General features: G+C 56.3%; 17 protein-coding genes. 10 read left to right on the top strand and 7 right to left on the bottom strand.

Annotated features, from left to right (window positions below):
* The coding region (locus tag AS026_RS04350) for an ArdC family protein (protein WP_062368708.1) at positions 1-539 on the bottom strand (539 nt) is incomplete at its 3' end.
* On the opposite strand from AS026_RS04350, the gene AS026_RS04345 reads away from it, so the two are divergent.
* A complete protein-coding gene (locus tag AS026_RS04345) occupies positions 538-894 on the top strand; it encodes a hypothetical protein (protein WP_062368707.1) in 357 nt (118 codons plus the stop codon). The two genes, AS026_RS04350 and AS026_RS04345, sit on opposite strands and share 2 nt — an antisense overlap.
* A 66-nt stretch (positions 895-960) precedes the next feature.
* On the opposite strand, the gene AS026_RS04340 is transcribed toward AS026_RS04345, so the two are convergent.
* From AS026_RS04340 to AS026_RS04325, 4 genes are all read right to left on the bottom strand, one after another.
* Positions 961-1,752, bottom strand: a complete 792-nt coding sequence (locus AS026_RS04340; protein WP_025660196.1) for an amino acid ABC transporter ATP-binding protein — start codon at positions 1,750-1,752, stop codon at positions 961-963.
* A complete protein-coding gene (locus AS026_RS04335) occupies positions 1,749-2,417 on the bottom strand; it encodes an amino acid ABC transporter permease (RefSeq protein ID WP_062368706.1) in 669 nt (222 codons plus the stop codon). The genes AS026_RS04340 and AS026_RS04335 overlap by 4 nt, the downstream gene beginning before the upstream one ends.
* Positions 2,414-3,055 carry an amino acid ABC transporter permease gene (locus AS026_RS04330; protein ID WP_062368705.1) on the bottom strand — a complete coding sequence of 214 codons (642 nt, stop codon included), beginning with the start codon at positions 3,053-3,055 and terminating at the stop codon, positions 2,414-2,416. Before AS026_RS04330 ends, AS026_RS04335 begins: the two co-directional genes overlap by 4 nt.
* 90 nt (positions 3,056-3,145) lie before the next feature.
* Positions 3,146-3,973 carry a transporter substrate-binding domain-containing protein gene (locus AS026_RS04325; protein ID WP_062368711.1) on the bottom strand — a complete coding sequence of 276 codons (828 nt, stop codon included), beginning with the start codon at positions 3,971-3,973 and terminating at the stop codon, positions 3,146-3,148.
* Positions 3,974-4,198: 225 nt separating this feature from the next.
* Between AS026_RS04325 and AS026_RS04320 the strand changes: the two genes are divergently transcribed.
* The 4 genes from AS026_RS04320 (at position 4,199) to AS026_RS04305 (ending at position 8,764) form a co-directional block, all read left to right on the top strand.
* Positions 4,199-4,912: a histidine utilization transcriptional repressor HutC gene (locus AS026_RS04320; RefSeq protein WP_062368710.1), complete on the top strand. Its 714-nt coding sequence runs from the start codon at positions 4,199-4,201 to the stop codon at positions 4,910-4,912.
* Between the two features lie 24 nt (positions 4,913-4,936).
* Positions 4,937-5,875 (top strand): LysR substrate-binding domain-containing protein, encoded by a 939-nt coding sequence (locus tag AS026_RS04315; RefSeq protein ID WP_062368704.1) that lies wholly within the window; start codon positions 4,937-4,939, stop codon positions 5,873-5,875.
* Between the two features lie 702 nt (positions 5,876-6,577).
* Positions 6,578-7,210, top strand: coding sequence for a hypothetical protein (locus AS026_RS04310; RefSeq protein ID WP_062368703.1), 633 nt, complete (start codon positions 6,578-6,580; stop codon positions 7,208-7,210).
* A gap of 372 nt (positions 7,211-7,582) precedes the next feature.
* Entirely contained in the window at positions 7,583-8,764 is a 1,182-nt protein-coding gene (locus tag AS026_RS04305; RefSeq protein WP_062368702.1) for a GGDEF domain-containing protein, read from the top strand.
* A gap of 151 nt (positions 8,765-8,915) precedes the next feature.
* Here AS026_RS04305 and AS026_RS04300 read toward each other — a convergent pair whose 3' ends face one another.
* Positions 8,916-9,377: a hypothetical protein gene (locus AS026_RS04300; RefSeq protein ID WP_062368701.1), complete on the bottom strand. Its 462-nt coding sequence runs from the start codon at positions 9,375-9,377 to the stop codon at positions 8,916-8,918.
* A 386-nt stretch (positions 9,378-9,763) separates the two neighbouring features.
* On the opposite strand from AS026_RS04300, the gene AS026_RS04295 reads away from it, so the two are divergent.
* The 4 genes from AS026_RS04295 to AS026_RS04285 all read left to right on the top strand — a co-directional run bounded on the left by AS026_RS04295 (position 9,764) and on the right by AS026_RS04285 (position 12,316).
* Positions 9,764-10,321, top strand: coding sequence for a GNAT family N-acetyltransferase (locus tag AS026_RS04295; RefSeq protein ID WP_245307314.1), 558 nt, complete (start codon positions 9,764-9,766; stop codon positions 10,319-10,321).
* A 309-nt stretch (positions 10,322-10,630) separates the two neighbouring features.
* A complete protein-coding gene (locus AS026_RS04290) occupies positions 10,631-10,996 on the top strand; it encodes a hypothetical protein (protein ID WP_062368700.1) in 366 nt (121 codons plus the stop codon).
* 358 nt (positions 10,997-11,354) lie between these two features.
* Entirely contained in the window at positions 11,355-11,618 is a 264-nt protein-coding gene (locus AS026_RS44750) for a sunset domain-containing protein (RefSeq protein ID WP_082728428.1), read from the top strand.
* Positions 11,619-11,818: 200 nt separating this feature from the next.
* Positions 11,819-12,316 carry a DUF1269 domain-containing protein gene (locus AS026_RS04285; protein WP_062368699.1) on the top strand — a complete coding sequence of 166 codons (498 nt, stop codon included), beginning with the start codon at positions 11,819-11,821 and terminating at the stop codon, positions 12,314-12,316.
* 175 nt (positions 12,317-12,491) lie between these two features.
* Here the strand turns inward: AS026_RS04285 and AS026_RS41610 are convergent, their stop codons facing one another.
* Complete coding sequence (locus AS026_RS41610; RefSeq protein WP_131815277.1) at positions 12,492-12,989, bottom strand: hypothetical protein; 498 nt, start codon at positions 12,987-12,989, stop codon at positions 12,492-12,494.
* A gap of 276 nt (positions 12,990-13,265) precedes the next feature.
* Between AS026_RS41610 and AS026_RS04280 the strand changes: the two genes are divergently transcribed.
* On the top strand, positions 13,266-14,777 hold the full coding sequence (locus tag AS026_RS04280; protein ID WP_062368698.1) for an EF-hand domain-containing protein: 1,512 nt from the start codon (positions 13,266-13,268) through the stop codon (positions 14,775-14,777).
* The last annotated feature ends 30 nt before the right edge of the window (positions 14,778-14,807 follow it).

The raw sequence follows: 14,807 nt of genomic DNA, 5'->3' as shown, positions 1-14,807 counted from the left end.
GCGGCATAATAGGCCGATGTGCCGCCATGACGGATCATGGCGCCGGTGTTGGCAAAGAAGCGACCGGCCTCACCGATGCGGTCGAATGGGTCCGAGAGGCTTGCTGTTGGTTGGACCCGGGCATCGAGGCCATCGATTTGATCGGCATTGAAGACGGTGTAGGCTTTCATGAAGGGGATGGAGCGTTCGACGTCATCGCCGCCATCAGCCGTTTCGGTGCGGATGATCGAGCTGGCAAAGACGACGGTCGTTCCGCTCTCGCCCTTGCGAACCGCGCCGCCAAGTTCGAGCGCCTGGCGGAATGTCATCCAGGTCGAGGATGCGAAGCCGCGGGTGATTGCCTCCGACCAGAGGAGGATGACGTTGATCCCGGAATAGGGTGCGCCATTGAAGCGCAGCGGTCGTGAGACCGGATCGGACGGATAAGCGCTATGCCAGGGTTGGGTCCAGGGACGGACACCCTGTTCGAGAGCGGCAATGATTGTGTCGGTGATGCGGCCGTGGATGTCGGATCGTTGGCTGGTTTGCTGCCTTGTCATGTTGGAACCTCCGCTTGGGGTCGCGACCATCGCGACCTGCTACGGCGGTCCAAAAGCCGGGCTTCAAGCGCTGGCCGGCACCCGAAGGGCCGAAACGCCAGTGGAGGACGGCAACGCCGTTGCGGCCAGCGCGAGCCTGGCAGGACCCAAAGCCGCAGCAGGACGCGAGGGACGCCGGGTTGAAGCGGATCCACAGGTTCAGGAGGGATACACCAAGGCGACCGGCGCCTCGGCGTCCGGCAAGATATCGCGCCCGGCTCCGACCGTCCCTGGCATCCGGTCAGGCTATGCTGTCAGCCGCGCCTTGCCAGCGACCGTGCGATGTCGACGATATCGTCGGTGCACTGCCTGCTGACATGGGGCCGTTGGGTGGGCTTTCACGTAGATGACATCGAATGAGTGCGCGCAGGGCTCTGCGCCTTCACAGCAACATCGACGCTCCGCGATCAAGATAGGTGTCGAGGAACTGCTCAAGCCGCGCATTGCGCGGCTTCCTGAAGACCTCCTGCGGGGGCCCTGTGAAGACGATTCTGCCGTGGTCGAGGAACGCGATCTGCTGCCCGACGGTGGCCGCAAAGCCGATCTCGTGTGACACGACGACCATCGTCATCCCCTCAGCGGCGAGATCACGCATGACGTTGAGCACTTCGCCGGTCAGTTCCGGGTCGAGGGAGGATGTCGGCTCGTCGAAAAGCATGATCTTCGGCTTGAGGGCAAGCGCTCGGGCGATAGCCACGCGCTGTTGCTGTCCACCGGAAAGCTGCGACGGATAGTGCCCTGCCCGGGCCTCAAGACCGACTTTCACAAGTTGCGCCATGGCTCGTTCTTCAGCATCCTTGCGGCTCATCTTCTGGACGGTCTTCAGTGCCTCGCTCACATTTCCGAGCGCAGTCATGTGTGGCCAGAGATTAAACTGCTGGAACACCATGCCGATCTGGGCGCGGATCGCACGGTTGGCGGCAGGAGCGACGCGCTCCCGCAGGCCCTTGGCATTTTCGGTGAAACCCAGGATCTCGCCATTGATTGTGATGGTTCCAGACGTTGCTTCTTCGAGAAAGGCCATGCAACGAAGGAGCGTGCTCTTGCCGGAGCCTGAGGGGCCGATCAGGCAGGAGACCTGGCCTTGCGGGATCTCGAGGTCGATGTTCTGGAGGACTGTCGTCTCCCCAAACTTCTTGACGAGATTCTTGACTGCGATCGCTGGGAGGCTCATGCGTTGAAAAACCTGAATCTGGTGAATTTCGTTTCTACGAGGCGGCCAAGCCGGCCGGTGATCTCGACGAGCACCCAATAGAAGAGTGCCAGCACCGAGAGAGCTTCGACGAAAGCATATTGCTGTGCTCCGATCGCGCTCAGTGTTGCTGTCAACTCGGGCACGGTGATGATCGAAAGGACGGCCGTTTCCTTCATCAGAAGAACTGCCATGTTCAAGGACGGAGGCAGCACGAGCATGGTCATCTCAGGCAACAGGATACGCCGGATGATCTGCCCCTGCGTCAGGCCCACGCATTCGCCAGCCTCGATGTGGCCCTTGGGAACCGCCATGAAGCCGGATCGAAAGATCTCGCTATAGTAGGCGGCGCCGTAGATCGAGATGCCGATCAAGCCCGCTGGCAGGGGATCGAGAGAAAGGCCAATGAAGGGACCTCCATAGTAGACCAGAAAGATCTGGATGAGGAACGGCGTCCCGCGCAAGACCGCGACGACAAGGCCGAGGGTCTTGTCGAGAAGCACTCCACCGAAGCGCCGACCCACAGCCACGAAGAACCCCAGGATCGCTGCGGCAATCGTGCCGACAACCCAAATCAGGATCGTCACGCCGGCGCCGCTTGTGATCGCCGGCAATTGGTCGAGGATGACGTTGATGTCAAAGGTCATCGCGGTAATCCCGGAAGAGAGCGCTCGATGAGGTCGCCGGCAAGGGCCACCAGCCAATTGATCGCAAGATAGATGAGGCCCGCGGCAGCAAAGATCTGCAATGGCAGGAAGGTGCTGCCTGCAAGATCCTGCGCCATGCGCGTCAATTCGACAACGCCCACGACGGAAACCAGCGACGAGGCCTTGAGGATCAGGATCGCCTCGTTGACCAACGCAGGGAACGTCAGCCTCAGTGCAATGGGCGCCTTGATGCGGCGGAAGATCTGCCCCGGCGTCAAGCCGACCATCTCGGCCGACTCCACGAGACCGACAGGGACGCTGGCAAATCCGCCGCGCATGTTTTCAGCCTGATAGGCCGCGGTGCAAAGCGACAATCCGATAATGGCTGCGACGATGCTCGGTACGTTCAGCCCGATTGCAGGCAACATATTGTAGATAAGCAGCAATTGCACAAGCAGCGGCACGCCGCGAAAGAAGCTGATGAAGATTTGTGCAGGAACGACGAAGACAGCCTTCCTCGACAGCAGCATGCCCGAAAGACAGATCGCGATGGCAAAGCCGATCAAAATAGACACGACGCTTATCAGCACCGTGTAGATCGACGCGTAGAGAAGCAGTTCAAAGAGTTTGATGGACATGTCCGGCTTTTGCCCGCCTGGCTGTCATGGAGGCACGATGGCGTCTTTGATTGCGCCCTGGAAAAGGGCGCAATCAACGATCGTCTGCTATCAGAACGCGGGGTCCTTGACCGCATCGGGCGTTTCGAAGGTGGCGCCAAACCACTTCTTCTGGAGCTCGGCCATACGGCCGTCAGCCTTGATCTTCAGCAGTGCTGCATCGATCGCGTCCATCAGCGGCGCATGGTCGGCATCCTTCAGGCCAATGAAGCCGAAGTAGGACTTCTTGCCGAATGGTGGCAGCACGACTTCAAACGTTCCCTCGCGCTGCTTGGCGACGAAGGCGATGTTCGGCAGCGAGTTGGCGACACCGGCAATACGACCGGCGGCGAGATCGGCATAGGATTCAGTGAAAGCGGGGTATTCGCGTATATCCACCTTGGAAGGCAGCGTTGCCGAGAATTCCTTCAGCTGATCGAGCTGCGAGGTGGCCTTGCCGACACCGATCGTCTTCCCGGCAATATCGTCCGGCTTGCTGATGGTCGTGTCACCGGCTTTCTTCAGGATTGCGATGGTCGCTTCGGCAATCGGCGGCGTGAAGCGGTAACGCTCCATGCGCTTTTTGGTGATGGTCGCAGGACCGGCCACGACATCGAACTTGCCGGCTTCGAGCGCCGGGAATACGCCATCCCAGGGAAGCGCTACCCACTCGATCTTGACGCCCAGTTCCTTGCCGATCTCGGCAAAAAGATCAACGTTCAGGCCAGCATGATCGCCGGCATCGATAAAATCAAAGGGTGCAAAGGCGGTTTCCGTACCGACCTTCAGCGTGCCGGCCTCCTTGACGGCGGCAAGCGTATCGGCGGCGTGCGCCGACAGGGTCGCCCCAACCAGAAAGGCAGCGCCGACGAGGCCCTTCAGCAGTGAACGTGCGATCATGATTGTCATCTCTCCAGTTTTCGCACCCGTGGATGCGTTCGAGTTCCCGATTTCAGTCCCGTGACACGGACTTCTGTGATCCGCTTTTGACTATACAAATAGATATGCGCTAGCCTAAGGTGTCAACGTCAAAGTCGACGGACGCAATTTTTGTGCCGACCGGGTTCTTTGGGGCGCGAGTTTCGCGTCTATATCGTTTCGCCAGCGGCAAGATGGGGTCGCGTCTTGGAGCCAATTTATCTCAGGATATTCAAGGATATAGAGGCGAAGATCCTGGCCGGGGACTGGCGTCCGGGCCATCGGATCCCGAGAGAGCATGACTTCGCCGACGACTACGGCTGTTCGCGCATGACGGTAAGCAAGGCGATGACGGCACTCGTCGAGCGCGGGCTTGTCGTACGCAAGCGCAAGACCGGCTCATTTGTCGCCTCGCCGCAGATTGACCGCACCGTCATGGATATCCAGGATATCGGCACCGAGGCGACCTTGGCGGGCTACGAGCATCGCTACGAGATACTGACACGAAAGATCGAGACCCTGGGCTCGGTCGAGGCCGCACAGTTGGACAGTACGTCGGGAGCCGAAGTCCTCAGGATCCAATGTCTGCATATCGTCGATGGGAAGCCCACCGCAGTCGAGCGTCGTATCATACTGCTGGACACAGTACCGCTCGCAAGAAACGAGAGCTTCGCGACCGCGCCTCCGGCAAAATGGCTACTCTCCCAAGTGCCGTGGTCCAGGGCCAAGCATGTGATACGGGCGGTCTCGGCCGATGCTGCGACTGCGCGCATTCTTGAGATCGATCGTGGCGAGCCCTGCCTGAACCTCATTCGTCAGACGTGGCAGAATGATCGCATGGTGACCTATGTCGAGATCACGCATCCTGGAGATCGCTTTCAGTTTGCCGGCATCTTTCATCCGGCCGAAAAAACTGCGTAACGTCGGCAGTCATGGGGAAATGTGGTGAGCGAGGAACAGAAGTTTCGGGGAATTCCGCTGAAAGGTCTGCAGGCATTCGAAGCGGTCGGGCGCTGCGGGAGCGTGATGGCGGCTGCCGCGGAACTGAACGTGTCTGCGGGCGCCATCAGCCAGCAGATACGCAAAGTTGAGAGCTTTCTCGGCATCACCCTATTGGAGCGAAGTGGACGGACGGTGGAGCTAACGCAGTGGGGCCGGCTCTATCACCGGGAAATATCGAAGGGCTTTGAGCAGTTTGCGCTCGCAAAGCAGGTGCTCGAACGGGCGCGTAACGAAAATGCGCTCGTTCTCAGCGCGCTGTCGTCGGTCGTCAACAAATGGATCGGCAGGCGCATTTTTGACTGGCAAATGCTCCATCCAGACGCTCACGTCAGACTGACCGGCCGCGACAGGGAGCCGCGAATGGGCTTCGACGAAGTTGATTTCCGGGTCAGCTACGGGTCTGACGTTCTGCAGCACGATCACTATGCCGAGCTGTTTCGCGACTGGGTTGTTCCAGCGTGCTCCCCTGCCCTGACGGATGGCAGGAATTTGACGGCCGCCGATCTCTTGTCCTATCCGCTGCTGCATGTCGAGTGGGAACGGCATTTCACACCCTATCCCAGCTGGGCGGAATTCGCTGAGAAGATCGGGGCGAGCTTCAAGGGTCCTCCCTCCGGCTTGTCCTTTACCCTGTCGAGTAGCGCCATCGACGCCGCCGTCAACAAGCGCGGAATCGTGCTCGCGCAGATGTCGATGATCGCCGACGAATTGGAAGCGCAGACATTGGTCATACCGGTCGATATCAGGATGCCGTTGCGCGAGAGTTACTTCCTTGCTTGGGACCGCTCCTCGCTGCAAAAGCCTTATGGCGCGGAGTTTCGCGACTGGGTCATGGCGATCTCGCGGCGGCAGGCGCAAATCTCCGCACCTGCGACTCTTTAGAAAAACTAGAAACGGAAGTCAGCGTTTGACGCCGAGCGCTACATTCGATTCAGCTAACTCATTGAACTCCTTGATACTCATCCGCTGCGCGGCACGTGACAGTAGCGCCTCCGCAGAACTTTTCGACCTCATTCCTTCTTCGGAATTTCCAGCCCGCGGTGCGATCTCAGTCCACGGGGGCACATTTCCTTGTCGTAGGCAGCGAGTTCGAAAGCTCTGATGACATCGCGGATTTCTACAAGGCCATTCGCGATAGCAATGCGTCGACAGTCTTCTTTCAATCCCGTGGCGGTAACGTTGCGACCGCTGCGACAGTGACCGCTTCGAAAAGAATAGACTTCTCTGTCACGGCACATCTCCCAACAACGTCCCACGATATCTAATGCGGTTCGTCGCCGCTAAATCTACCAGAGTGAGCGCCGCTAGCGCTCTCCTGTCTCCGCTTTGCGTCGCCAATTATTGTGCCCTGCCGCCAGAGATTTGCTTCTAGCCGCCAACCATCTTGCTGATGTTCTCTCGGCTTTCCACTTGTCAATGCGACGGTAGGGGAGCCCGCGCGCCTTCCGATCACACGACTAGACCTGATCCAAGAAGGCTCAGTTAGATCGAGGACAATACCGAACGCTCTGGCCGCCCTGCCGAGCTTCGAGTCCGCATCGCGCAGTACGAAAAGAACGCAACCTCTCAGGAAGGGACGTATAAGTGTTGAAGAACACAATCGCCGCATTCGTGCTTGCCGCGACAGCTGCAGCCGCGACCGTCACACCGGCTCTCGCCGGTGACGGAGTGGTCTATAAGCAAACCAAACACTGGATTGTCATGGCTTATCCCCAAGACATCAGGTGCATTGCGCATACTGCGTATCCGAGAACGGGTGATCAGATTTTATTTGGCATCGACACCAAGGGTTGGTTCCTATCACTAGCATCACGGTCGGCCAATATGACTGCGGGTAACCAATACAAGGTGTCCGTGGTTACCTCGCTCGGTTCGTCCGGCACCTATATTGGTCGGGCTATCGGCAAAGATCAGATCATGATCGATAGCCTGACCAATGCGGACTTGTATGGATGGGCCAAGGCAAAATCCATCAACATCGTTGGCATGGGAGTCTATAATCTCAAGGGTTCGCTTGACGCGATTGTCTCACTAAAGTCCTGCGGTGATATGATCGTTGCCATGCAGGATGCCGGTGTTCCCCAGGCATCTGCACCACAGCAGAACGAGCCAGCGGCAGGCGTTCAAGTACCCAACGTTACTAGGCCAGCGCCAGAACCACGTCAAACAACACCGCAGCCTCCGCACGACAATCTGGTCGAAGCAATTGAACTGTGAAGGCCGTGGCCTCAAGCCAAAAACGCCGATTGAGTCCCTTCCTTCCTTTGTGTCCCAGCAGAGGGGGACGGATCTTATCCGCCCCCTACTTAGTTACCTGAACCGCCAGTCAACCAGACCGGCGCGTCTTACACATTCATGATTGCCACTAGATTGTGGAGCCTGGCATTCGTTCAGCCAGGTTCCCAGTGGGTTCTGTTCAGCACCTTAACGACTGTATTCCCTGTGCCTCTAGCCTGTGTGTAGGCTCATATCGGCGTCACTAGGCGCCAGGTTGGATAATGAAATTCCGCCGAGAAATTCAATGAAGCCTTAAGCCATCACAACTACAAGAGGTGCGACGCAACCGAAATTCTGGGATGTGCAGGCATCATGGAGACCAGCGATATAATCTACTTCTTGCCTCCCGCGCTCCTCGGGGTGATTGCGATCGCTTTCCTCCTCCTGTGGCGTATTGGTATCGTGGATGCTTGGCATTGGAGTGCTGCGTTCGCGCAGGCGGGATTAGGCTTCGTAATTTCTACGTTTCCGATTGAACCTAAATTTGATGCCTTTGTGTCCGGTATGATTTTTATGGGGGCGGCTTGTTGCTACAGCATTGCCATAAGATTGCACTTTCGGGTGCCCAACTCAAAATTTTGGCATCGGACGTTCGTCACCGGCTACACCCTCCTGCTTTGCCAATTCGTTTTCGTTATGGAGAGCCTGAAGTACCAGCTTTTTCTTACTGATTTCGCATTCGCCTGCGTGCTGGGAGCCGCTGTACTCACCGTCGCCCCGAAGGCATGCCGCGCCGCAGACATCGCCTTGGTTGTTACCGCCGCACTTATTGTAGTTGATACCCTGGCGCGGACATTCTTTTTCACCTTCTTCTTCGAATCCAGCGACCAGTTGGCGGACTTCGCGGACTCCACTTACAACTTGGCCGTCCATATCACGACAATAACTATTGGCCTTTCGTTTCCTTTCGCTGCTTTGGGTGCCATGGCATCCAAAGCGATAGATCGGCACAGGGATACTTCCGAGAGAGATCCTCTCACGGGACTTCTAAATCGTCGTGGCTTTGAAAAGCAGGCCGTGCGTATGTATCGCGCGGATAGCGAAGGTGCTGTCGTGATTTGTGACTTAGACCACTTTAAGGAGATCAATGATCGCTTCGGGCACGCTGCGGGCGATCGCGTCCTTATCGAATTGGGCGCGGAGATCGAAGGCGTCATGGGTCGCAACGGATGCGCTGCACGGTTCGGCGGCGAAGAATTCATCGTTTATCTTCCAGCAAGCTCGCTTGAGCACGCGACTACACTTGCTGAAACGCTCAGATCACGCCTCGGCCGGATGGACTGGCAATCGAAAGGGATCCACCGACAGATTACCGCCAGCTTCGGCATCGCGACGGTGAATGGGTTGGATGACCAAATGAAGATCGCCATGGAACACGCCGACCAAGCGCTCTACTCCGCGAAGCGACTCGGCCGCAACCAGGTGATAGTTGCAGGCGTCTCTAGCCCGCTTTCTTCCGATCCTCATGTCTGGCGTGTTCCCGCGATCGTATAGTAGCGTGTCCATGCACCGCTCGATCATCAAGACGTGGAGCGACATGTCCTCCCTTGCCTCGATGAGCGAAATGGACTTGGCACGGAGGTCTTCTTCATCGCTGTGTAGCAGGGATAGTTTTTCGGGATGGGGATTATGAAACTTCCTCCGGTTAAACTGAGAACTTTAGAGTTATGTCAGCCTTCGAGGCTGGCGCATACTTGGCGTCATAGCTTTTCAGGTCTTTGGCCAATGCGCCGTTGCTCTCGGGCGCTTCGTTGTTGACGACATGGATGATAAAGTCAGGCTCGCGCCCAAGGCTAGCGAGAAGGCGCAAGACGGTGGAACCTTCGATGATAACTGGACGCCGCCATTTTGGGTCGTCCTTATCGAGTCGTGAGCCGACAACCTGATTGATCCAGTCCTCGCGGTAGACCATCTTCCCCTGATTGGGGATGAGGAACAGATCGGTCTCGATGAGCGAGACGTTGAAGCGGTAGGCGAGGTATCGACCAAGGGTTGTCTTACCGACACCCGGCAATCCGCCGATCGCGACGATTTTGCCTGGCAGGTTGTGGAGCACCGGTGTGAGGGCTTCGACAGCCGGTGCATAGTCGAGTTCTATTTGGGTCATAGATGGTCACGCCGCTCCTTCGATTTGGGCCTTCGCTTTGCGCGTCACGCTGAGGGAACGGCCGGTGATCATCGTTGCACGCTGCTCTGATCAGAATCCATCTCGCGAACCCCGTGCGATGCGTCAATGGCTTGCCGAGGGGCCGCAGTGACCCTTCATGAGATGCGTCGTAAGGAGCCGAAGTCTCTTGACCGGAAATTGTCGCAAGCTACGCGTGAGGTCGAAACAGCCATTAACGCGAGAGAATTTGATGCAATCAGCAAACAAAATTCTCACGCGCACGACGCTCGATTCAAACCCCTCCCTCCTTCCAGTGTTACCTCAGCGGAGACACTTTCTAAAGTCGCATAACTTTACGATTGCAATCCGAGGATGCATGAGCTTCAATGAAGCTTGCAGTTCGATGGGAAGGGGTAATCGACAAATCCATGTGTACGCCAGGTAAAATAGATATCGTTCCTATCGCGCCGGAAAACATCGAAGGTTTCCACACAGCGCTCGACGTTGTAGCACGGGAACGAAAGTATCTGACTTGGCTGGAAGCCCCTCCATTTCCAGAGATGCGCAGCTTCGTACTCGGCATGATTGACAAGGGCAATCCGCAGTTCGTCGCCCTCGACAAGGTGCGGGTCGTCGGCTGGTGCGACATTACTCGCCATTCCCGGCCGACCCAATCGCACCGTGGATCGCTCGGCATGGGGATTATTCCCGCCTATCGCGGTAACCGACTTGGGCAGGGTTTGATGGAGGCGGCTTTGAACGCAGCAACCGACGTGGGCTTAATCCGGATCGAACTGTTTGTTCATGCCGACAACTCTCGCGCTATAGCTCTTTACGAGCGCGTCGGTTTCCGCCGTGAAGGGATAGAAAGACGCGGTACATTGATCGATGGGCGATTTATCGATTCTATTCGCATGGCGCTCATGCTTGATGAGCGCGGTTAGCGTTGAGCTTCGCGGCGGCCTACGGGCGCAACAGAATGCCCGAGCAGGGGCAACATTACCGGTTGGGCGGTCTCAGCTTTCTCACCACAATCTTCTGGAACATACCCATCGACTGCTTAAAGTGTCATTTCTGCCCCGGTCGTAGACTCGTCTCCCTTGATTGACGGAACGCGGCGGTTTGCTATCATGTCGCTCGGACGCCCATCCGAACCTGCTGCCGGGTTGAAGGGCAATCCTATCATTGAAGGCGACCCCGTTCACAAGGTCGAAGGGTAATCGGCGGACTTCGACAGAACAGCGGATCGTCTGATGTTCCATGCTACGATTAGGCTTGCGCCCCCCAACATCGCTGCCTTGAAAAAGGCGCTTCGAGAAAAGTACCCGAATATCAGGTCGTCGCACGCTGATGAAGCGCTGGCGGCTTCGGTCGGATTCAAATCATATTCCGCCATGCTCACTGTCCTAAAACGGGTCAGCGATTCCGCGCGTTTGGTGGTTCAGACGGACGCCTCGCTGCTTCAGGTTCGTCTTGAACAGTTGGGTTACGCTGGCCTTGTACCTCGCGATTTGCAGCGCTTGGTTTGGGAAGCCCAGTACCCTGATCGATGGGAGGCGGATGAAGTAGAACTGTCTCTTCGAAAGCGCTTTGCTCCGACAGCTGCCAATTCTCAGTAAGCACCAAGCGGCAGCACATTACTCGACCCGCTACTTCCTGTGTGTCACACCCCATGACTAGGGAGAGACTGGCATGGTCACCTCGCCAGGATAGAAGAGTTCGGGGGTAAAGGAGCATTGACGTTTCGCGGGGGGGCGCTAGCGAACCAGCGGTAGACGCTCCACCATGCACGGTACAAATATTGACGTGGCTGGTTTAGCTCGCGTGGGATGGCGTTCCCCTCTTCGCCGTTTCCTTCGGTAACTGCACTGCCCACCGATGGCGTCCTCAAATTCAGCGGCCAATTCGCGGTCTTAGAAGATAGAATTTTAGAGGTTGCACCAACGAAAACTACAAGCTTTCTTTGTATGTGAGGGCATGAGCAAGTTTTCGGTCATCGTCGTGCTTTCATCTGCTGTGTCGTTTCTAGGCGCTGGCGGGTATACACTTTTACCCAGATCTCTCTACGACCCCGCCTGTAACATTAAGGGGAACATATCGATTAATTCAGGCGAGAAGATCTACCACGTAAGAGGCCAAGAAAATTACGCTGACACCATCATTCGATACGAGTACGGCGAACGTTGGTTTTGCAATGAACAAGATGCCAGAGCGGCCGGGTGGCGGCGCGCTCGGCGATAAAATTGCGATCAAACGGCGAAGGAACCTCTAAGTGTTCCGCGCCCCGCTTGTACCCAGGTGGGGTCTTTTTTTCCTTCGCGCCATGGAGTCGCAGATTTGCGAGTAGAAGGTTCCGCGGCCGACTGCTGGGTAAGTTGTATTTTTTCATTTATTACTACTATGTTAACGACTTCCGCAATTCCGATGATGGAGGACATGGCATGTCTACGTTGATTGCAATTGTTTACCCCAGCGAAGCCAAGGCCGAGGAAGTGCGCCAGCGGTTGCTCGGACTGCAGAAGGAGTACTTGCTAAAGGTCGGAGACGCTGTCATCGCGACCAGGGCCGAAGACGGCAAGATCAAATTGAACCAGTTGGTCAACACAACGATTGCGGGTGCCGCGTCGGGCAGTTTCTGGGGCCTCCTAATCGGTGTTCTGTTTCTTAATCCGCTATTGGGCGTGGCAGTAGGTGCCGCTTCCGGTGCCATAGGTGGCGCTCTCACTGATGTCGGAATCAACGATGCTTTCATGAAGGATCTCGCTGCGAATCTCCAGCCGGGCAGTGGGGCGTTGTTCGTGCTGATCCAGGAGATGACGGCGGATAAGGTCCTCAAGGAGATCTCCGCCTTTGGCGGCGTCGTGCTCAAAACCTCTCTCGATGAAACGAAGGAACAGGTTTTGCGGGACGCCTTGGAGAAAGCGGCTGCGACCAGCTAGATCTATGGGCCGCGGGCCGAATTCCCCTTCGGCCCGCGAATACGTCTTTGACGCTTCAATCGTAACCTTCGCTACTTCAGCCCAAACTTTTAACGTCTTGCAAAATAAGGGCGAACACGCAATGGAGCGGACGGCAGCGGGATTTTCTACCGCAGTCGGCCGATATCCGCCGGTATCATCGTTTAGAATAATGATCGTCGGGTGGCTTATATCCTACGTGACGTTTCGCCTTGACGACCCGAGTGAAACGCCCCGCGACGATCCAATAACTGGTTCCGCCGGCTGCACCGGTCACGGTCCAAACTAGCCACTTGAGATGCGAGAAAGCGTCATGATGTATGTCGGGAAACATTGGCGGGATGGCACTTAAGACAAGCCCTCCGGCTCCCCATGTAGCCGCGTAGTAAAAGACGTTCCGATATCCTTTTTCCCAGGCCACCAAAGCCGCGCACGCTGCAGGTATCGCGAAGAGCACAGCAAAACCAGCAGAGTATAATAAAAGTCCATAACAAAAGGTCTCGACATTCAGGCTTCCGGCGTGTCTCAAAGTTCCAACAAAGATTATGTAAGTTGCTGCCGAAGCCAAAACCGCCGAGAAATATGCCAGCGCTATAACGAGTACCGGCGGGAAGAACTTTGCGATAAATCGTGAAAGCAATCTTACAATTACCATGGAACTAAACCCCAGTGGCTTGTCGTCGGTTGTCTGCCGCAGCCACGCGGCCGGATAATTCCAACCGGCAGTCCGAGATCAATGATAGCCTGGCCAGTAATCTGCGGTAGGTCTCTGTTTGCCTCTCGCGGGCGCCTTTCTCGCGCCAGTCCTTCGCTAAGTTAGCTCTGGTCATGGTCTCTTTCGCGAACATTAATTTGCATTTTATACGACAGGTTTGCAATGTATTGCAACTCACGCGATATATGCTCGACAGCTTTCAGGGAGAGATGTCGCGTGAGAAAAGCATTCTTTTGGGCCGCTGCGATGGCATCGATTGGCGGAATTGGGCTGGCACAGGAAACGCCTCAGTCCAAGCGTCCCCCCGACGTTCTCGTGCGACCTTCATTGTTCGCCCACTATCGAGAAGCGTACATCTCGATGGTAATGTCTGTCCTAAGGCAGGACGCTCAAGACCACAGGACGCTGACGAACACCGATATTGAACGTAAAAAGGCGATCGACAAGGCGGGCCGAACTTCTGCAGTAATGGCAGAGTTCTTCGGGCGAGATGTCAACGCCGACAGGGTGGTCGACGCCCAAGAGTTCAGCAATCTTCGAGAAGAGATCTGGTCCAGAGCAGGCTTACTTCGTGCCGACGCAAATGCAGATGGCAATGTCTCGTTAGATGAGGCTTTCACATACGCGCAGAACCAGAGTGATGATCTCTCAGGCGACCGCTCGTCTATTCAACTTGAGAAGTATCTGGAATTAGATCCCAATAAAGATGGGAAGTTAACAGCCGACGAGCTTCAGGAACTCGCAACAGCAGCTTTCGCCTATTTCGACAAAGACGGTGACGGTCTCCTATCCCCAACAGAAAAACGCGAACTTCAAGCGCGGAGCGAGATGATCACCCGTGCAGATAGCTTGGAGCGGCAGTGTCGGTTGCCGAAAGCTACAGCACGACAGAAAGTGTACCTGATCACTGCCTATGAAGGAGGCACTCTTTCGAACGTCTCCATTGTTGGCCAGGATGAAGTAACCGAAATCGCAACCATCGAGATCGCGGCTGGTTCTGAGCCGATCTATTTGGCAGTATCGTCCTTTACCCCAATGATCTGGCGTTTGACCGGGCACGTCGAGCGAGTAACAACCTTCTATGGTACAGGATGGACTGGGGTTGGCGTCACGGGCGTCCCCAAGGATGTCGTCACGCTCGTCTCGGATCGAGAATGCAGTCGTCGCTTTGAAGGCAAGAGCGGAAGCGCAACAACGCGCCAATTTCTACAGGCGCTAACGTCTTTGATCGGTCACGATATCGATGGCATGATTTCACGCTATACTTCGTTCAGTATGGCCCTTCCTTCTGATTTCCGAGCGGTCACCGATGAAGTCGAGGACGGTCGGTCTGCGAAAAAGCCTGACTTCAGCCTCGATGGACTTCCGTCACAAGACGGCATCATGCAATTCAAGCAAACTCTTGCCAATCTTAGGAGTTTCAGCCCTGGTGGCGTCGTGAATATCGATGCCAAAGACGTTATCGCCACTCGCATCGCCGAGCCGTACCGGATCCTTCCGCAACAAGCGGGATTGCTGCAGCTCTTGCAGAACGGGTCTCTCGTTGAACGGGGCCGGGAAACATATGTGGCGATGCGGGCTTTTGCACACTATCCTGCTGGTCTCGCAGGTGGCCACTCGGTTACTTTCCAGTTTCCCGAAGGAATGAAACTGCCCGAGGGAAGGCCCGGTCATTCAGAGGTGTATGTCGGCAAAACGAAACAGCTGCCGACGGTCCTTCGACAGTAGTCATTGCGCCGCCCAGATGATCGACTACGA

This window comes from Rhizobium altiplani (assembly GCF_001542405.1).
In the GTDB taxonomy this organism is placed as follows: domain Bacteria; phylum Pseudomonadota; class Alphaproteobacteria; order Rhizobiales; family Rhizobiaceae; genus Rhizobium; species Rhizobium altiplani.
This window is presented reverse-complemented; position numbering and strand designations above follow the sequence as displayed.